The sequence below is a fragment of the Zooshikella ganghwensis DSM 15267 genome (assembly GCF_000428585.1).
GTDB lineage: Bacteria > Pseudomonadota > Gammaproteobacteria > Pseudomonadales > Zooshikellaceae > Zooshikella > Zooshikella ganghwensis.
In genome coordinates this window covers 1-18,116 of sequence record NZ_AUAF01000099.1, presented here as the reverse complement: position 1 = coordinate 18,116, position 18,116 = coordinate 1, and the positions used below count along the sequence as shown (strand labels likewise).

Below are 18,116 nucleotides of genomic sequence, written 5' to 3'. Positions count from 1 at the left end.
GTAGCAATGAAGTAATACGTCTTGGTCCCCTGCATAACAAAGCGCCCTTTATTAAAGTCGTTGCTTTTAGCCAAGTAGCTGAACTCATTAAAGGTGCAAATGCGGATAAAATCGTTATAATTGAGTCAGGCAATGACGGTCCCTTCCTTGGAATGGTTTAATTTTTTTGTCAAAAAAATTGTGCCGTCATTGCCACTTGAACTCCAGTTATTCTGCTTGTTTTCTACCAAAAAAATCAAATTCTGCTCATTATTTAAGCATACTTGCTTAAGTTAAATGGCCAAAGTCGAGATGAAGCGTTTTGTGAATATGATAATTGATTTAATATTTTTAATTATAACGCTGTTTGTTGTCGTTATAGTTATTCTTCAGTTTATAAATGTGTTTGGAGCTTCTCACTTAGAAGAGTATTTATTGAACGAGAAAGTCATAACTCTTATAACATTTCTTGTTTATTTTGTCCCTCAGGAAGCGATATGGGGGCGAACTCTTGGGAAGCTTATTACACAGACTAAAGTGGTCAATCGTCAGGGATTAAAACCAAACTTTTTCCAAGTGGTTATACGTACACTTTGCCGGCTTATCCCTTTTGATATGCTCTCGTTTGGAAGCAAAAATGATAGACCAGTGGGTTGGCATGATAAAATACCTAGAACCTATGTTATTGACGTAGAGAAGCTGGTTTAAGATTTCTATAACTCATTTTTCCCCTATCTATACGCTGTAAGTTGTATCTATATTGGGCATAGCCAAAGGAGCTTGCTATGCCCCAACCCATGTTAATTCTCACCAATCCTCAACAACAAGTCCGTTTTCGGTTTAGTCGCGAAACGGCTGCTTATCAATCCAGTCAGCAAACTCACCATTACCGGTGGAGTCAGCAGGAGCGTATTTCGAACACTCCAGCTTACCAATACATAGGTCCAGGACAGCAAGGTTTAACACTTAAAGGCGTGATTTATCCGCATTACTTAGGTGGTCTGGAACAGGTGGAACAACTACGAAATGAAGCGGGGAGAGGTAAGCCCTTTTTATTAGTCGAAGGGACTGGCTCTGTGTTAGGCCATTTTGTTATTGAGTCTATCGAGTCTGAGCAGACGTATTTTTTAGAAGATGGTCGCCCGCAAAAAATTACTTTTCAACTTTCTTTAAGTCGCTATGGGGATGATGATGCACCGTTATCGAACAACCCAGGGGCAAACGCTGGATGAAATAGCCTGGCGGTATTATGGTCATACTGATACTGTCGTAGAAAATATACTGGAAGCAAATCCAGGCTTGGCTAAATTACCTACGATTTTACCATCAGGAACGATCATTAATTTACCCGATATTCCTAAGCAGTCAATGAAACCACAGGTGAAGCTATGGGATTAACACCCTGGTTTAACATTATTGCGAATAACACCGATATTACTCAGCAAATAAAATCTCGGTTATTAAATCTGCAGGTGGTTGATTGTGCGGGTTTTGATTCAGATATGGTTTCTATCCAGCTAGACGATCGGGATCATCAGATTGCTTTGCCTTCTACAGGTGCCAAGTTAAATATTGCGCTGGGCTATAATGAAACGGGGCTGGTTAAAATGGGCTTGTATGTGGTGGATGAGTTAACCTTAGCTGGACCACCTTGGACACTAGGGATTAGTGCAAAAGTGGCGGATATGCGCAAAGAAATGAAAGCCCCCAAAACAAAGACCTGGCAACACCCTGGACAACCTAGTCCAGAATTTTTATTAACGGACATTGTGAAAAGCATTGCAGCTCGTTATCGATTAAAACCGCGTGTTAGCAAAGAGTTCCAACAAATCACTTACGCTGTGGTGAATCAAACGGAAGAAAGTGATTTGCACTTTTTATCGCGTCTGGCCAAGGAAGTGGGGGCGATAGCTAAGCCTGCAGGTAATTATTTGTTATTTGTAAAACGAGGGCAGGGGAAGTCGGTTTCAGGGAATCAACTTCCGGCTATTACGCTAACACCGCCACAAGTGTCGTCTGTACATGTCACTATGGCTGAACGGAGTGCCTATCAACGGGTAATCGCCAAATACCAAGATCAGAATGCAGCGACTACGCAATTGATTTCAGCTGGAAAGGGTGAGCCTTGTTATCAGATAAGAAAGGTTTTTAAAACTGCAGCAGAAGCACAAGAAGCGGCTAGAGCCAGGCTTGCATCTTATCAGCGTGGTGAAGCCAGTATTGAGGTGTCTTTACCTGGTAATCCTGGACTTATTGCTGAAGCTGATGTGCATATATCAGGGTTTCGAGAAGGGATAGATGGCATCTGGTCAATAGAGAGGGTGACACACAGTTTGAGTCATCAAGGGTATGTAACAACGGTAGAAGCTGTAACAAAGTGAACGTTCTACTATGGCATTTGAGTGACAATGTCTGCTTTCGTTGACTCTACAATACCCAGAAGCTCTTTGGTCTCATTTGCTGGCACTTTGTGCTTAGCAAGAACCTCTTTGAAAATAGTCAACATACGATCCCACTCTTGTCCTGTGATATTCAAATGAGCATGAGCTGCTTTCATCGCCTTTCCATGATACTGGCATGGCCCTCCTGTAGCTTGGCACATCATTGCAGTTACATGATACTTAAGATAAGGAGCAGGAACTCGTTTTCTCGCTGCATCAATTGCAGGGTTTTGATTGAGCGTTGTATCAGGTACTAGAGCATCAATAAAGTCGCTGACCACAACGGAAATAGGCATTAATCCTCCCAACCGATCATAAAGAGAACCTTCTTGTTGTGCCTGGGTCTGCGTTGGCGCCATCAAAGCTCCTGTAAATAAAACAATTGCAAACTTTAGTGGAGCCCAGACTTTTTTACACTGGTTTTGCATGAACATTGCTTTGCCCTTCTTAAAACACACTCTTTAGCGTGCAACAAGCTAATGTAATAAGTTTAGACGAGTCTGTTTATCTCATTCAAAGCAGTAACAAAACACACGTCTTCAAAGCACCTTGATCAAAAACCATACATCAGACTACAATGCTGTATAAATATACAGTATATGGTTTTATAGCTATGGAACAAACAAATTTAGACACAGCACCTCTTTTCTCATGCAGTGTTTCGGCAGGTTTTCCCAGTCCTGCCGACGATTACATGGAGAAAGAGCTGAACTTACATGAGCTCATGGTAAAGCACCCTGCAGCGACGTTCTTCTTACGTGCTAGTGGTGATTCGATGATTCATGCAGGCATTAACAATGGTGATATTCTGGTCGTAGACCGCTCGCTGACACCACGAAGTGGTAATATCGTCGTGGCAGAGGTTGATGGTGACCTTACGGTGAAGCAGCTTTACATCAAGAGTAACCAATACTGGCTATTACCGATGAATCCTCAGTATCCCAGAATTCGCCTTGATCCCGAACAGGAGTTCGCTGTCTTCGGTGTCGTAACATACAGTGTGCATAAGGTAGAGGGGTAGGACTCTCTACCTCAAATAGAGCCAATTTTATTGATTCCATATTTCGGGTGAACGAAAGCTGTATTTATAAAACGCGATCGTTTGGATAATAAGAAATGGAAGCCAAAAAAACGCAAAAATTGCAATTGCAAAATAAGCTCCATATGGTACAGACTCCAGGAACTGCTCTTCTGCTAGCTCAGTGTACTGATAAAACATCGAATATCCGTCCCAGAAAAACGCAACAAAAATCATTAAAAACCAAAACTTTCTAACCAATATTTTTTTGTTAAAAGCAAATCCATACAATCCTAGAAGAACGAGACCATATATAACAATTTCACCCAATGTATTTACGAGTGAAGCTGACTCACCGAATATTAAAGACAATAAAGATATAATCTCCAGTATCAATACTATAAAGAAAAATACTTTCCAACCCGTTTTTGAGCGGAAATGGAGTTTTTCAGCTTCCTTTTTTTCAATACCAGCCTCGGGGCTTTTATAGATATTTGTCACTTACTTTCTCTTTATTACTACTAAAAAATGACAGTATAATAGTTTCCACAAAGATTATAGTAGAAATTTACTTTAGCTGGGGTCAAAAAGTAACCCACGTTGCCTTGCATGTACCTGCCGCTCCTGGGCTTTTATTTCCTCTTTCGCTACACGTCGGGCTAAGGCTTCACTGTCTTCACCGGGTTGCTGCACTATCGTAATATGGCTGGTGTTTTGCTGCTTAATGGTGGTGTTTGTGGTTTTGATCGGCGGAATTTTTTGTTTTTTTAATGAGGCTGATTGCTGCGATTCCTCTTCATCGCCAAACATAGAATCCCACGCATAGGAAATACCATTCCCCACCGCACTGAATTTTTCTTTGGCATTATCCCAAATTAGTCCCGGTATTTTTTCAGGGCTATTAATCACTATATCCATATGATCATGGATGGCTTTTAATGTATTCAGCATGGTCGTGAGCGGTAATAAAATCACTTCAATGGCATTGCCCACCATCTGGCCAAAACGTCGACCGGCATTCGCCGCATTTTCCAGTTCTTCGGCGGTCGCATTGACGGGGGTAAATAAATCACCGATGGCATCCACGACCCATCCAATGCCATCCGCAATGCTGTTAAAGAGGGGATCTAACGGTTCAAGTGCTTCTTTTACCGGGGCCAGGGTTTCATTCAGGCCTTCCATAAACCCACTAAAAAAGGCTTTCACCTGATCCCAGTATTTATAAATGGCAAAACCGGCGGCCACAATTAAACTAATAAACCAGCCAATGGGCGTGGTGAGTAATCCTACAGTAATCGCACGTAACCCCACTAATAAGGCTTTAATCCCACCACTGGCTGTACCGAGCATGGTGGTCCCCAAGGAGCGTACTACGCCATTCCCGGCCACCACCGAGCGGGTAAAGCGCCGATGCATCAGCTCGGCTTTACCTAAGCCGGTGACTTGCGATAACAGGGTTAAACGCCGATGGGCCGATAATTGTTTGTTATACAGCATGAGGGCTAAGCGACTTTTATGAATCGCAACAACCCCTGACAATAAACCACCCCGAATAAAGGTCCAGGCATAACCGAATCCCACTGCCGCGACTTTTCCAATAATTAAGGTGGCGACAATCCCCATCATGGCTTTGGTGACCATGGGATGCGCTTGATTAAAGGCGACGAATTTAGCCGTTAGTTGTCGTACGTAATTAATCACGGTATTTAAAGGCGGTAAAACCACACTGCCTAAATCAATGCCGATTTCCGTCAGGCCATTTTGCATTAATTTTAAATTGTTGGCGGAGGTTTTAGCCCGGTTTTCAAATTCCCGTTGCATACTGCCCACATAGCCGGTTTTATCACCGACCAGGGAAAGCGCTTTACGATAAGTGCCTAAACTGCCCACCAATAAACTCGACTTTGGCCATTTAGAAGCTAAGGCATTGCAGGTAAAGCAATACTGTTAGTGGTTATAACCTGAATTAACTCATGTCTAATGAAAACCATGATATGAATTAATTCTAACCCGTTGTTTCTAATAGCTTATTTTTAGCCGTCATGTGTATTCAATAATGGCCAAAGCCGAGATAAACTGATATCGTCACTAAATTCCAAACCAAATAAATCCGCAAGGATCCCAGCACGATCTTGTTTATCGAGTTTTTCCAGTGTTGATAAAAAGTCAAATAACGCCCCTTGTGCATTATCGGCAATCGCCTCTTCTAAGCCGTCGGCTGAATAACCCAACTCATCCAGCGCTTGAATAAAGGGTTTACTTTGCCCTGAAGCATTTTGCAGTTTCTGCAGCAGCGCATTAATAGCGGTCCCGGCCACCTCGGGTTCTTTGCCCAGCGCAATAAACGCATTGGATAAGGCGGCCGCCTGGTGTGCCGCCAGACCAAACTGGCGTGCGGTACCTCCGACTCGGCCTAGCGTATTCACCATATCCCGGGCTTTCGCTGCACTGTTATCCGACAGGTGATTGATGACATCCCCTAAAGACGTCATCCACCAGGTAATAAGCGAATTTCGTTTCCATCCAGACTGTACACACCGACGGATCATTAATTTGATTGGGTTTATAGGCGGTATCCCAGCTATGAATAATGCGTATCGGCTGTGCTGGTCGAGCACGATAACGACGGATCCAAGCCCGTTTAATTAAACCACCTTCGGCAGGTGCGGGTCGTTGTTGGTAAAGGGCATCCCAATTGCGACTGCCTTGACTGAGTTTTTCCTGTTCCCAATGCGCAGGGCTAAACCAGTCTGTCCATAAATACTCACCTAATTCACGGCCTAGCGGATCGTCCTCGCGTTCGCACAGCGCTTGAAGACAGATGACGTACCACGCCTCACCATCACGGGCGTTGACCCAGCCCGATTGCCCTTCATAACCCAAGGGTAAAATGCGTCCTGATAAATCATCTTCATGCCAGCGGGTTTGGATAATGATAATCCAACCGGAGGGTTTCAGACGCGTCCGTAAATCCGTTAAATAGGCATCCCATGTCTTATCTCTTAAGACATCGCTCTCGGCTTGCTCATGGCCTTTCACGGGATCATCGATGATTAAACCATCGGCGCGGTTACCGGTGATGCCTGATAAAATCCCCCCAGCCATGTATGTTGCACCATTGGTCAGGGACCAATTATCCACCGCCTGGTTATCTTGATTGAGCGTGGTATTAAAGACTTTTTCAAAGGCTTCACTGCGGGTAATGGCACGACACTTACGACCGAATTTTTTGGCCAAGTCACTACCATAAGACGTAGAAATTATATTCTTACTGGGATTACGGCCCATAAACCAGGTGGGAAACACAACACTGGCATAGGTGGACTTGGCTGAGCCGGGTGGCATAAATAACATCACCCATTTTATCTCACCACGCTCGACTTTTTCTAACGTGGTATTAATCAGCTGATGGTGTTCAGCCGGCTCAACGGTATCCGGATAAAACTGCTCACACTCATCGGTATCCGCCACAGGCACACCGGGGATATCAATAAAACGACAGTAGGCGTCTAAAGACTGTGAAGCACGCAGTGCCAGTTTACGTTCTAATAACGCTAGCAAGCGGCGCTTCTCGGCCAGGCTCATGACAGTTTTTTTGTGAGTTCAGCAATACGCTGATTCAGTTCGTCCTCTGATAGGTGTTTGACCGAACCACTGTGCTCAACCTTATCGATGAACATACCATGGCGACGGCCGAGTAACTCCAGCGCTTTTAATTTGTCGTAGAGTTTAATACGAACGCCATGAGTGGTCTGAGCGACTTCCTGAATCGTGGCAGTGACCTCCGTAGGTAAGGTGTCAGAGTTTTTTAGCAGCACCTGCTGTATTTCCACCGGCGGCTTATCGTCTTGCTCATGAGTATTGTTAAGTTTTTCTCTTCGCCATTCCACGACATCGGTAATCTGACTAAAGGCAATCCGGGCTAATTCTTGTTCGATGCGGTCAGCGGAAATCGTCAGTCGCTTAGCTCGAACCGACTGTATTTGTTGTATTGCCTCTTGAATGTTGACTTTTGATAACAGTCGAGCCGCTTGCTCTCTCGCGGTTCTTTTGCTGTACCCAGCCCGTATGGCCGCCTGTGTGGCATTCAAATCCACCAGGTATTCCTTCACAAACATGGCCTGCTTCGGGGTCAGCTTACGGCGCATTACTTCGCCCGTCCTCCGAACTTCTCAGCCGTTCTGAGCGTACCTAAACCTAAGAGGGCTAAGACCAGCTCCGTCATAATATCAAACGGCAGGTGAGGTCCTGGCTTGCCTGATACCCATTGCACGATGGGGTTAATTAAAAAGGTAAACGTTAAACCCAAGCCGCAGACCCAGCCTATAAATGGACGCCAACCCGCGACAAATAAACTGCGGTGTTGTGATTCCAATTTATTCAGTTCAACCTGTAAAACCTGAGGTTGCTGACGTAAACGCTCTAATAAAATCTCCGCCTGCATACGTTCTGCATCCGAGGTGGTAACTTTATCCAACACATTACCGATGGCATCAATCGGCTCTGCTAATCCCCCACCGATTAATTTAGTTAACCAATTCATTCTTCCTCCCTCCGCCGATCCATATGGGCGGCAATATCCGTATACATTCTGACGATCACGCCAATCACACCCACAATAATGCCAACAGCGGTCAGCCAGTCCATAGGATTCCAATGCTCCACGATAGCGGCACCCACAGCAGTCACTGTGCCTACGCTATAACTCGCGATGCCTGATTTATCCATCATGCTTCCTTGTAAAGTTCGAAATGCACCAGGTCATTAAACGACTGATCACGAACATCATGATCTTGGTCCCAATCACCACCCCAGCGTAATCGGTGACTAATTTGGCCGTTTTTATACAGGTTTAACGCGGTGCCCAGTACCAACCCACCAAAATAATAAAAACCATGAATATCCTGCCAATCGATGGGATAAGGCGCGACATCCACCGCAAGTGACGGGGATTGGTTGTGTTTGCTTTGCGGGAATTGAAGCTTTGAGCGACCAGCTGTATAAGCATTATTCTGCGCCTTTCGACTACGAAAACCTTCTAATATCGTACAGTCACAGTCTTTTATGACTTCCTGGAACACCACCTGCAGATCGGGGTGACAACTGGTAAGGCGCTCAAGTGAGCGAGTACTGAAGTGTGGCATGGTATCCTCAACATTATTCAATCAATGCTGAGGATTTTGAAGGATTTAAAGCGCGTAGATTAGGTGAAAAATTTCATTTTAAGTGCTACTAATCAATAAGTGCTATTTCGTTAACATCCTCACCATCTTTCCAACGCTGACAAGTATTCATACCTGTAATTGATAATTTTTTTCCAGATGATTTGGCCGCTAATACCATTGAATATTGTAGTTTACCAATATTTGAGTTTTCGTCATGTATTATCCAATAAGGTATTGTTGCGCAAGCAGGTGAATTAATTTTGGGAGCCCCTATCAAGTTAAAGTAAATTACACCATCACTAGCTCTAACTCTGAGGTAACCAACAGTTCCTTCTTGTGATCCAGCAAAGCTATTTAAGGATAAAGCAGCAAGAAGTCCAACAAATATTTTCTTCACGAACATAACTACCAAAAGCTCAAGTTATACTGAAAAAATTAATATATTTAAATAATTAAAGTATATTTACACAATCACCATACATGTGGTTGTTAATGGAGATAGGTAAATATAACTCTAATGAATACCGTATAATACAAGTCATTTATGCATAAAGTAGCGGTGGAATTTTAACACTAGGCGAAATAAACCACAAAATTTTTGTGATAATTATAGCTTGAATGCCTCTTGTACTGGCTCAACCTCATGAGTAGACCCATCCTCTCGCAGTATATTCAACGCCTGCCGTCTACAAACACCATACTTAATGGCTAACCAATCGGCCCTAGAGCAACCGCCACCGGACTTTAAAGATTCATAATCCCGGCGCATCATTTCGTTCCGGATCTGCTTAAAGAGCTGTTTTGAGGGCAGTTCAATGTGTTCCCCCTGGTAAAAATCACTGAGTTTTTGAGCCAGCTCCAGGCCCAAGAGTGCTACGAGGGCATGGCTATCCGTCATCTGGTGTGGAATATATAAACGCGCACCACCTAAGTGTTGCCCTAATTTGATGGCGGCATCATGACCGATCACTTCTGCTAATTCATGTAAAACACTCATGGTCTATCCCCCTATGACCGATATACACCACTAAGTAGTCTACTGTCTTTCGTGTAACAATTGACGTATAACACTGATCGCCCGTCCACTTTTGATCAGTTCACCATCACAGCGATACACCAGCCAACCTAACGCCATGGCTTCGTGGTATTTTTCCAAGTCATTGGAAAATTTTTTACCTCGTGTATGTCGTCCACTAACCCAGGCTCCTCCTTCGATTTCGACAGCCAATTTGATTTCTTGCCAAGCAAAGTCGAATCGCCAACGCCTTTTAGGATGAAAGCGAAATTCTTTTTGAGGTGGTGTCAAGCCAAATCCCTTGATATAGAGTTCCAATAAAGCTTCCAGTTGACTCATCTCAGGTTATTTCCCTCTTGTAACAAAAAAAATACAAAAAGCTATTTAAATATGTATGAAAATTAATTAAATTTGTAGCCGGAGTTTGGATTTGTCCTTAAAATCCATTTTTATAAACATTGCCTCATTCATCACGGTTCCCTTCCTCTTTTTTTGAGGCAATGTTTTTTTTATTTCTAACTTTCCCCATCCTCTCAATACTCACCTTTAAATAAAAATTATTTACGTTTCTGAATATGTATTTAGATTTACGTCAGTTTTAACTAGTTACACATTCTTACATAAAACTGCACTTGTATACTGTAACTTTTTCAAAAATCACAAATTATCTAATTGTAACAACAAATAAGTATCAATTTGTAATAGATGATTTACTAATTCAGTTTTTCTCTTTATATTCCACAAGCAATTCCTGCGAACAGACAATTTATTTATCTTAACAAGATTTGTAAGCTGTTTTGTTCAAGCATTGCCTCATTACTTTTATCTTTCTTAACCCTTATTGGGGGCAATGCTTTCTTTTAAAAATTTATTTGTAGCTTTTATGCACGCACTGTCGTTAATTTAGTTTTCTACCCAGTAATTCATAAATGCAATTTAGTGCTGCTCGGGGATTATCCAGTTGGTTAAATCCACATTCTTTTAAATATTTTTCCTGAACCCTATCATGAAAATCCTTATTTTTTTCAGCCAATGTTTTAGGTGATTGGTCTGTGAGCGCTTTTGGTAAGTCTGTTAAGCTTTCTCCGGCTAACACTTGTTGACAGGCTAAAGTGTAGTTGCGTTTAAACAACGGAAAAATATCTTGCTCTCGTCGTGATTTAAGCTCAAAAAAACCTGTATTTTGGGCTGCTTGATATACCGCAGGATGTGACCAATAAGTTGACTGAGGACTTGGCGCATGAGCCTTTTCGCAGGCTTCGTGGTAAGCCTCCAGAGCCTGAGGTAAACCCGCATCATCAGGACTCAGGTTACACCAGGCGATGAAGGTGCCGACACTGGGTACAAAATCCCGCGCAATCTGTCGTGCTTTGGAAAGTCCTGTGCGTACTTGAGCAACGTTGACAATGCCATTGTCAATAAAGCCTTTGGTCCAGTTGCGTTTAGCACTGCTCAGGGTTTCCATATCCGAAAAGGCTTGTTTCCAAGCAGGGAAAATCCCTTGTAACTCGCGAAAAATTAAATTCACCAGCTCGGCCGCATGTTCGGAAATGGGCTCAGAATTGGGTTGTTCGAACGGTTGTGAGTGGCTCGTTGTCAGCGTAACGCTTGCGATTAAATCCTTTGGTGTTTTCATGTTCGCGTCCTCACAAACCTAAGTTAAATCGCCAGCTGGTATCGTTCCAATCCAGTTGGCTCGTGTTGCCAGGAGGTGGCGATTGCCTGAATGGTTTTTCGTTAGCGTAGGTTTGTGCGCGAAGCATCCAGTTTCGCCAGGCGGATGTCCAACAGCTGAATTTGGATCCTTTGGCGCGGTAGTGATTTAAAAACTTTTCGGTTTCCAGATCGAGATCGACTTGGATGCGTTTTTCAATGGCCCAGTTGATCAAGTTCGGGGTGATCAAAAACTCGTTGGGGGCTGGTGCGGATTTTGTCGTTGTGGACCGTGTCGGTGATTTGTACCCCGTCGTGGATTTTTTGTCAACGGGGGGGACCCTAGGGGGGGTATTATTATTTTTGTTTATTATATTTATATCTTTGTTGTTATCACCGTTTTCGGGGAAAGGATCACCATTTTCGGGGAATAAATCACCGGATTTGGGGTTTTCTTTGATCACCATTTTCGGGGTATTTATCAGCGGATTCGGTGATTTTTGCGTCACCGTTTTAGGTGATTTTGTCACTGTATTAGGTGATTTTCGACGGATGGGTTTAGCTATACGCCACTCAGATAGCGCAGGGTTAATCGCATAGAGCTTAATGGAGCTTTGCCCTTCACGAAGCAGAATACGAGCATCCACTAATTTATTCAGTAACGTGGAGAGATGTTTTTTATGAATATCAGACATATCCGATAACTGGCCCAAAGAAATATAATCTTTGGATTTATGGAAGCCATAAGTTTTACGAATAATCGATAGCACTAATCTAAATTCACGCCCGCTTAACGACATACTGCATAAGGTTTCTAATAATTCATCGGCAACACGGGTATAACCATTTTTTATATCCACGACTTTTACATCTCCCTTTGAACTATTAACTGGTGAGTGACTACCTAGATACGAAATATCATTGTTTTTTACTTCAAGCATGTTCATAATTGCCTCCGTTCTGGTTGGATCCTAAAAGCTGCTTCACACCCACACTCTGTGAGCGGCTTTTTTCTTTTCGGTTAATCAGGACTTTTTCATAGAGCTTCTCTAATACATTCACGGCAGATTGTGCTGTTGCCGCCGACTCTTTTAATTCCCGATGAGCATTACGAATGGCTTCATGTGTGGGATTCATGCCAAGCTGAATCACTGAGAGCTGAGCTTCCATATTTTCTTTCGTTAAAGCGGCGGCCATTGATTGGCTGCATAAGCCTTCATTGTCTATTTGCTTAACGCCAATAAAAACATGGGCTATGTCGTAGACTTCATTAAGATAAGCCAGGCGTAAATCGAGGGGCATAGCTGCTACAATGGCCGCTTCAATAAAAAATAATTTATTGGGTGAGGCTTTGACTTCTTCATAACATCCCAGCCAACGAAAAATTTTTTGGGCATTAATGCGCAAGTCGTTCGTGATATTTTTGGTCTGGCTGAAGTTGATTTGCTCTTCGTTTAATGTTTCTAAAAATGCGTGTTCACGTAGTGTTGTGATTATGGCTTCTGCCACCTGTTGACGAGTCATCTTAGGATACGTCACCCAGCAGTGAATATATCTAGCCAGCAGTTTCAGTCGATGTTTTAAAAATAGAGGGGTCATGGTGTGCTTCCTTGCGGGGTTGTTTAGGTTTATGAGGCAATGCTTGGAGTGGTTTATTGGCTTTTAGTTTGCCGTTGGTAAGGTGTTCAAGTTGATATGCACGAAGGGGAGGGATGTATTCTTTCCACTGGCTAATTGCAGCAGGTTTTATCCCTAACGCACTTGCTAACTTTGATGCGCTACCAAAATATTTAATTACATCAACCTTTTTCATACTCATCCTTGTGGCTAGTGATTGACTACCAAGATTAAAGCAAACTTAAGAAGTAGAATCAAGCAAACTTTTAAAGCTCTATGTTAAGCTTACTTAAAACCTCACTACACTTAACTGGCATAAGTGTTTATAAGTTGCTCAGTTTATTAGGGGGGAATAGTAAGTACTATCCGCCGAGTAGGCGTTACAGAGGTCAATGATGAGCTTTGGTGAAAGACTTAAAGCACGAAGAAGAGAACTGCAGCTAACACAAAGTGCCTTAGGGAAAGAAATAGGCGTTTCTGGTGCAGCAATCAGCCAGCTTGAAAAAGGTGATACAAAAGGGGCTAAAGGTGAAAACCTGTTTGCTTTAGCTAAAGCTCTAAAATGTAGTCCCGAGTGGCTGCTTAAAGGAGATGGCAAGTTAGACTCTGAAGGGGTAGTGGTTCAGCCAGGACCTCCAGTTACAGGAGTCTACCCACTTGTGACGTGGCAGCAGCTAATTGATGCGGACTCTATAGCATCTATTGATACTCAGAGTGCTGAAACTTACCCTTCGATAACTCCATGCAGTGAAAAAACTATCATTCTTCCTGTAGCAGGTATCAGTATGTCCCCTAAGTTTGAAGAGGGGGACTTGATATTTGTTGATCCAAATAAAGAGGTTAAACATGGTAGTTTTGTGGTTGCCCGCCATGAGCAGGATGTTATTTTCAGGCAGTTAGTGACTGAAGGATCTCGGTTATATCTAAAAGCCGTTAATCCAGACTGGCCAGAGCCTCTTCTTAAAACAACGCCAGAGAATATTCTTGGTGTGATCGTATTTTCTGTAACACTAGTTTAGAAAACCTTTCTTGAAACCTTCATATAAGCTCACAGCCCTGTGAGCCATTAACTTTTCTTATAAAAAATAAAGTTTGCTTTACAAAAGTGCTTGACTTGAAAATAAAGTATACTTAAATTTATATTGAGTAGAGAAAAGTAAACTTAACTTTTTGCTAGGAAAGGATTCCAAATGAAACTCAAAAAAAGTAAAAGGAGGACTACGTTTACCCCTGCAAGACGTCACCTGCTTTCCAATCGAGAAGTAAGCAATAAAGATCGATTAAACGCCTATAAAAAACGCAAGCAGTTATATCTGCAGTATGAGCAGGGCATTACGTTTGAGATACTCATCTTCAAAGTCTAAGGAGCAGACCATGAAATGTCGTGTATTCGCTGAACTTGATCAGTATTACCATAAACAGGATATGTTCGAAAGGAATCAAATGATTAAAGACGGCCATATTAAAAAAGTTGCTGATGACTTAATGCATGGCGCAACTATTAAAAAACCACCTTATACCTGGTCGCTGGAAGATGTGTATAGCTGCACTTCTGACAGCAATGAGTTTTTTGATATTACCAAAGAAATGGCACAAGCCATTTATCAGCCGGAAGCTTTAAATAAAACGGTCGATAAATACCGTGAATTGCTAGAAAAAACAGCCCTTGAAATTGCAAAAAATATTGAGGGAGAAAGCTAACATGAGCACGGATATTAAAATACACCAGGAATATATTGCTGAATTAGTAGCAAAGCAATCGAATGAAGTGATGACCGAGGCGGAAGCCTGGCATTTTAATCGTCGAATGGGAATTGGTGGCTCTGATATTGGAGCCATTTTAGGACTCAACCCTTATAAAACACCCATGCAAGTCTGGGAGGAAAAACGCGGCATAGCAAAACTGGATGAAGAGCGTGAAGCGGCTTACTGGGGTAAGCAATTAGAAGCATTAGTAGCTCAGGAATACGCTAAACGGAATAATGTAAAAGTGCAGCGTCTTAATCATACCCGCCAACATGCTGATTTCCCATGGATGTGCGCGAATATTGATAGAATTGTGTGGGAGCATGGTAAAAAGCCCGTGGTTAAAGACGAAATTCGCTCTAAACATTTATTGGAATGTAAAACGGCGAGTGTTTTTGCCAAAGACTGGGGTGAAGAAAATAGCGATGAAATTCCTTATTCTTATTGGCTACAAAGTGTTTGGTACTTAGCAACATTGGATGCCACTATTTGTGATGTTGCCTTATTAAGGGGAGGGCAGGAGTATCACCAATATCAGGTCATGCGAGAAATGGCGGTGGAAAATATGATGATTGATCGCGCCAGACAGTTTTGGTTCGATCATGTGATTGCCAATGTGCCACCTGAACCCGTGCAATTAAATGAAGTAAATGAGTTTTTTCGCCAGGATAATGGACAATCAACCCTCGCCGATCATGAAACGGTTTCTGCGCTACAGGAATTAAAACGCATTAAGCAAGAAATTAAAGACCTAAAAGCTATTGCTGAAAAACACGAAGCGAAAGTGAAAAAAAGCTTAGGAATGTCCTCCATTTTAATTGACCATTACGGGCAAAAGTTGGCGTCATGGAAAATACAGCAACAAAAACGCTTTGATATTTCTAGTTTTAAAAACGCTCATCCTGAGCTTGCCAAGCAGTTTATTAAACCCTCTGAAAGTCGTGTATTTCGTGTGTAGTAACCAGACTCATTTGAAAGAAAAAATAGAGTTAATAAATTAAGTTAAGGACCCTACCATGAGTCGCAGCCAACAAATAGCACAAGCGATATCACAACCAGCACCACCCGCGAGCACCAAAAAGCCTATGCCCACGTCCATTGATGGCATGCTCAAAGATAAGCGGTTTTTAAATCAATTACAGGCCGCATTACCAAAACACATGACACCTGAGCGTATGGCGCGCATCGCATTAACCGAAATTCGTAAAAATAACACATTAGGTCAATGTGATCCTCTGTCCCTGTTTGGTGCCATTGTCCAGTCGGCCCAACTTGGGCTTGAGATTGGTTCTGGATTAGGACATGCCTATATCATCCCCTTTCGAAACAAGCGTGCGCAGCGGGTTGAAGTACAGTTTATTGTCGGTTATCGCGGGATGATTGATCTGGCCAGGCGTTCTGGTCAGATTATTTCTCTACAAGCACATGCGGTCTATGAAGGTGATGACTTTGATTTTGCCTATGGATTAGCAGAGCGTTTACACCATATTCCGACCAGTGATGTCTATAACCGGGGTGAAATGATTGGAGTGTATGCACTGGCCAAGCTGAGAGATGGAGGCCACCAAATGGAAGTGATGTGGAAAGCTGAAGTCGATCAAATTCGTAACCAATCGAAAGCAGCCGATTCAGGCCCTTGGAAAACGCATTACGAAGAGATGGCCAAGAAAACCGTCATTCGTCGTTTATTTAAATACCTACCTGTCAGTGTAGAAATGCAACGCGCTGTCACACTTGAAGAACAAGCTCAAATTGGAGAGAGTCAGGATCATCCGTTGGTGTTTGATACGAGCAATGTCTTTGATGGGGAGTACCAAAGTGAAACTGAGCATTCCAAGGAAATCCTTAATACCACCACTGGCGAAGTGACAAAGGACTAATTCCATGGGCGAACTCATTCCGTTTCAGCCATCACCTCAGTTTAAACCAAAAGCACGGTTTACCTGTTATCACTCCCAAATTTATGCGAATCAACAACGACGAGTGCTTGAATGTGCACACTGTAAAGCCGTGATTGATCCGTTTGATTACTTTTGGGATATCGCCAATAAAACGGTTAAATTAAAGTCCGATTGTAAGTTTTACTATGATCGCAAGCTCGCATTAATCGAACATGTTGCTAAATTGAAAAAAGAAAAACAGTACCTCGAAAACTGGCTCCGTAAAAATAACCAACTTCAAAAAAGCTTAGTGTAAAACACCAGGATGGCGTCACGATGGAAAAATGGAAGCCTAATGAGCGCGTTATTCATTTTATTAAACTTGAAAAACAACACCTGCCGCCAGGTTTTAGAACCATTTTATCTACTACGCAATTAGATATCTCGGCATCGATTGCCAATAGGGCGATAGCCCAGATGATGGATAGGGTTAAACACAAAGACTGTGATTATTAGAGGGATGCGTGATGTCACTGAATACGTTATTTTCAGATGCAGAAAACTACAAGGAAATTGCTGATGCCTTAGATATTAATTTATATGCGCAGTACCGCCCTTGTGATGTTACCAAAAAGTTAGATATTTCCCGTTCTACGTTAGACCGTCTCAAAGGGCAGGGACTGATTGGGTATATTAAGACATCCGCGCATGGAATGCCTCGTTATTGGGGTTGGCAGTTATGTGAATATTTAGTGAGAAGAACCGTATGTCCTGGAGAGAACCCAAGCCAAGATACCAGATCGGAAAATGGTTTCTTGCCCAACGAGGAAGCGTTTGGTACCGGTGTGGCTACAACAGCCGAACACGTCAGACAGAGCGAGTATCACTCAGCACTCGCGATTTTCAAGAGGCACAGCAACGACTAGCTGAGTTTTTTATTGAAACCTATAACCCGAATAAGGTTTCAAAAGCATCAATCACGTTAGCCCGTGCACTCACAATTTATTACACAGAACATGGCGTCAATATACCCAGTCATACGTCAGTTAAGACACACTGTGAAAAGCTGATTGATTACTGGAAAGATGCGTTGTTATCGGATTTAAGTATTCGTGAGCAGCGCGTGTTTAAAGCTCACTTGGAAACGTTAGGATGCTCTGAAGGGTATATTCAACGCATCTTTACCACATTACGGGCCGCCACCAATTTCTGTTACAAAAATGAGTACATTGATCAGCCCGTGAATATCATGAGTATTTCGGTGCCCATGCATAACAATGTGGAAATGGGCCGTCCGCTTAGTTTGGAAGAGATGGCAAGGTTATTTGATGCGATTGAGCTGGACTATCTGATGCGTTATTGCTTGTTGATGCTGGGCACATTAGCCAGACCTACAGCAATCATGGAATTGCATAGCCTTCAGTTGGATCATGATTATCGACTGATTACGTTGAATCCACCAGGGCGCAAACAAACCAAGAAATATCGGCCTACGGTCAAAATGCCTGAATTTATTCATCAGGCCACACGGCATTTGGCGGATTGTAATATTATCTCTGGGTCGAATGTCCCGATTAAAAGTGTCAAAACCTCATTTGCCAC

Annotated in this window: 29 protein-coding genes; 13 read left to right on the top strand and 16 right to left on the bottom strand. The window is 42.7% G+C overall.

The features are described from left to right. Window positions 1-291: 291 nt before the first annotated feature. From F607_RS0118235 to F607_RS0118220, 4 genes are all read left to right on the top strand, one after another. A complete protein-coding gene (locus F607_RS0118235) occupies window positions 292-687 on the top strand; it encodes an RDD family protein (protein WP_169719816.1) in 396 nt (131 codons plus the stop codon). A gap of 77 nt (window positions 688-764) precedes the next feature. Then, on the top strand, window positions 765-1,211 hold the full coding sequence (locus F607_RS30380; RefSeq protein ID WP_051311612.1) for a phage tail protein: 447 nt from the start codon (window positions 765-767) through the stop codon (window positions 1,209-1,211). Continuing rightward, window positions 1,165-1,377 carry a tail protein X gene (locus F607_RS0118225; RefSeq protein WP_420864440.1) on the top strand — a complete coding sequence of 71 codons (213 nt, stop codon included), beginning with the start codon at window positions 1,165-1,167 and terminating at the stop codon, window positions 1,375-1,377. Before F607_RS30380 ends, F607_RS0118225 begins: the two co-directional genes overlap by 47 nt. Beyond that, on the top strand, window positions 1,368-2,360 hold the full coding sequence (locus F607_RS0118220) for a contractile injection system protein, VgrG/Pvc8 family (RefSeq protein ID WP_027709242.1): 993 nt from the start codon (window positions 1,368-1,370) through the stop codon (window positions 2,358-2,360). Before F607_RS0118225 ends, F607_RS0118220 begins: the two co-directional genes overlap by 10 nt. An 8-nt stretch (window positions 2,361-2,368) precedes the next feature. Here the strand turns inward: F607_RS0118220 and F607_RS0118215 are convergent, their stop codons facing one another. After that, entirely contained in the window at window positions 2,369-2,779 is a 411-nt protein-coding gene (locus F607_RS0118215) for a group I truncated hemoglobin (protein ID WP_230400433.1), read from the bottom strand. A gap of 254 nt (window positions 2,780-3,033) precedes the next feature. Here F607_RS0118215 and F607_RS0118210 point away from each other — a divergent pair, with 254 nt between their 5' ends. Beyond that, window positions 3,034-3,441, top strand: coding sequence for a LexA family protein (locus F607_RS0118210; protein WP_038291774.1), 408 nt, complete (start codon window positions 3,034-3,036; stop codon window positions 3,439-3,441). A gap of 27 nt (window positions 3,442-3,468) precedes the next feature. On the opposite strand, the gene F607_RS0118205 is transcribed toward F607_RS0118210, so the two are convergent. The 15 genes from F607_RS0118205 to F607_RS30355 all read right to left on the bottom strand — a co-directional run bounded on the left by F607_RS0118205 (window position 3,469) and on the right by F607_RS30355 (window position 13,084). Then, complete coding sequence (locus F607_RS0118205) at window positions 3,469-3,939, bottom strand: hypothetical protein (protein WP_027709239.1); 471 nt, start codon at window positions 3,937-3,939, stop codon at window positions 3,469-3,471. Window positions 3,940-4,011: 72 nt separating this feature from the next. After that, window positions 4,012-5,328, bottom strand: coding sequence for a phage tail tape measure protein (locus F607_RS0118200; RefSeq protein ID WP_027709238.1), 1,317 nt, complete (start codon window positions 5,326-5,328; stop codon window positions 4,012-4,014). Between the two features lie 143 nt (window positions 5,329-5,471). Continuing rightward, entirely contained in the window at window positions 5,472-5,930 is a 459-nt protein-coding gene (locus F607_RS0118195; RefSeq protein WP_038291773.1) for a phage tail tape measure protein, read from the bottom strand. Beyond that, window positions 5,890-7,023, bottom strand: coding sequence for a terminase large subunit domain-containing protein (locus F607_RS30375; RefSeq protein WP_051311611.1), 1,134 nt, complete (start codon window positions 7,021-7,023; stop codon window positions 5,890-5,892). Before F607_RS30375 ends, F607_RS0118195 begins: the two co-directional genes overlap by 41 nt. Next, window positions 7,020-7,586: a terminase small subunit gene (locus F607_RS30370; RefSeq protein WP_038291772.1), complete on the bottom strand. Its 567-nt coding sequence runs from the start codon at window positions 7,584-7,586 to the stop codon at window positions 7,020-7,022. The genes F607_RS30375 and F607_RS30370 overlap by 4 nt, the downstream gene beginning before the upstream one ends. Further along, window positions 7,586-7,981, bottom strand: coding sequence for a 3TM-type holin (locus F607_RS0118180; protein ID WP_027709236.1), 396 nt, complete (start codon window positions 7,979-7,981; stop codon window positions 7,586-7,588). The genes F607_RS30370 and F607_RS0118180 overlap by 1 nt, the downstream gene beginning before the upstream one ends. Continuing rightward, window positions 7,978-8,169, bottom strand: coding sequence for a hypothetical protein (locus tag F607_RS0118175; RefSeq protein WP_157365521.1), 192 nt, complete (start codon window positions 8,167-8,169; stop codon window positions 7,978-7,980). Before F607_RS0118175 ends, F607_RS0118180 begins: the two co-directional genes overlap by 4 nt. Then, complete coding sequence (locus F607_RS0118170) at window positions 8,166-8,582, bottom strand: M15 family metallopeptidase (RefSeq protein ID WP_027709234.1); 417 nt, start codon at window positions 8,580-8,582, stop codon at window positions 8,166-8,168. Before F607_RS0118170 ends, F607_RS0118175 begins: the two co-directional genes overlap by 4 nt. An 88-nt stretch (window positions 8,583-8,670) precedes the next feature. Further along, window positions 8,671-9,000 (bottom strand): hypothetical protein, encoded by a 330-nt coding sequence (locus F607_RS0118165; protein ID WP_211233670.1) that lies wholly within the window; start codon window positions 8,998-9,000, stop codon window positions 8,671-8,673. Between the two features lie 210 nt (window positions 9,001-9,210). After that, window positions 9,211-9,600: a hypothetical protein gene (locus tag F607_RS0118160; RefSeq protein ID WP_027709232.1), complete on the bottom strand. Its 390-nt coding sequence runs from the start codon at window positions 9,598-9,600 to the stop codon at window positions 9,211-9,213. Between the two features lie 39 nt (window positions 9,601-9,639). Continuing rightward, on the bottom strand, window positions 9,640-9,957 hold the full coding sequence (locus tag F607_RS0118155; protein ID WP_027709231.1) for a PDDEXK family nuclease: 318 nt from the start codon (window positions 9,955-9,957) through the stop codon (window positions 9,640-9,642). A 559-nt stretch (window positions 9,958-10,516) separates the two neighbouring features. Then, window positions 10,517-11,254 (bottom strand): replication protein P, encoded by a 738-nt coding sequence (locus F607_RS30365; protein ID WP_051311610.1) that lies wholly within the window; start codon window positions 11,252-11,254, stop codon window positions 10,517-10,519. A gap of 10 nt (window positions 11,255-11,264) precedes the next feature. Next, a complete protein-coding gene (locus F607_RS0118140; protein WP_038291771.1) occupies window positions 11,265-12,218 on the bottom strand; it encodes a replication protein in 954 nt (317 codons plus the stop codon). Continuing rightward, window positions 12,205-12,870 (bottom strand): hypothetical protein, encoded by a 666-nt coding sequence (locus tag F607_RS30360; RefSeq protein ID WP_157365520.1) that lies wholly within the window; start codon window positions 12,868-12,870, stop codon window positions 12,205-12,207. The genes F607_RS0118140 and F607_RS30360 overlap by 14 nt, the downstream gene beginning before the upstream one ends. Next, entirely contained in the window at window positions 12,827-13,084 is a 258-nt protein-coding gene (locus F607_RS30355; RefSeq protein ID WP_051311608.1) for a Cro/CI family transcriptional regulator, read from the bottom strand. The genes F607_RS30360 and F607_RS30355 overlap by 44 nt, the downstream gene beginning before the upstream one ends. Window positions 13,085-13,280: 196 nt before the next feature. Between F607_RS30355 and F607_RS32990 the strand changes: the two genes are divergently transcribed. The 8 genes from F607_RS32990 to F607_RS32985 form a co-directional block, all read left to right on the top strand. After that, window positions 13,281-13,907, top strand: a complete 627-nt coding sequence (locus F607_RS32990) for a LexA family protein (protein WP_051311607.1) — start codon at window positions 13,281-13,283, stop codon at window positions 13,905-13,907. A 171-nt stretch (window positions 13,908-14,078) separates the two neighbouring features. Beyond that, window positions 14,079-14,252 (top strand): hypothetical protein, encoded by a 174-nt coding sequence (locus F607_RS34195; RefSeq protein WP_157365519.1) that lies wholly within the window; start codon window positions 14,079-14,081, stop codon window positions 14,250-14,252. Between the two features lie 10 nt (window positions 14,253-14,262). Continuing rightward, window positions 14,263-14,589: a hypothetical protein gene (locus F607_RS0118115; protein ID WP_027709229.1), complete on the top strand. Its 327-nt coding sequence runs from the start codon at window positions 14,263-14,265 to the stop codon at window positions 14,587-14,589. A 1-nt stretch (window position 14,590) separates the two neighbouring features. Continuing rightward, window positions 14,591-15,592 (top strand): YqaJ viral recombinase family nuclease, encoded by a 1,002-nt coding sequence (locus F607_RS0118110; protein ID WP_027709228.1) that lies wholly within the window; start codon window positions 14,591-14,593, stop codon window positions 15,590-15,592. A gap of 58 nt (window positions 15,593-15,650) precedes the next feature. Beyond that, window positions 15,651-16,514: a recombination protein RecT gene (recT, locus tag F607_RS30345; RefSeq protein ID WP_084611314.1), complete on the top strand. Its 864-nt coding sequence runs from the start codon at window positions 15,651-15,653 to the stop codon at window positions 16,512-16,514. A 4-nt stretch (window positions 16,515-16,518) separates the two neighbouring features. Continuing rightward, complete coding sequence (locus F607_RS0118100; RefSeq protein WP_027709227.1) at window positions 16,519-16,830, top strand: hypothetical protein; 312 nt, start codon at window positions 16,519-16,521, stop codon at window positions 16,828-16,830. 20 nt (window positions 16,831-16,850) lie between these two features. Next, complete coding sequence (locus F607_RS0118095; RefSeq protein ID WP_027709226.1) at window positions 16,851-17,030, top strand: hypothetical protein; 180 nt, start codon at window positions 16,851-16,853, stop codon at window positions 17,028-17,030. Between the two features lie 250 nt (window positions 17,031-17,280). Continuing rightward, window positions 17,281-18,116, top strand: an 836-nt coding sequence (locus F607_RS32985; RefSeq protein ID WP_051311606.1) for a hypothetical protein, incomplete at its 3' end; no start/stop codon positions are given.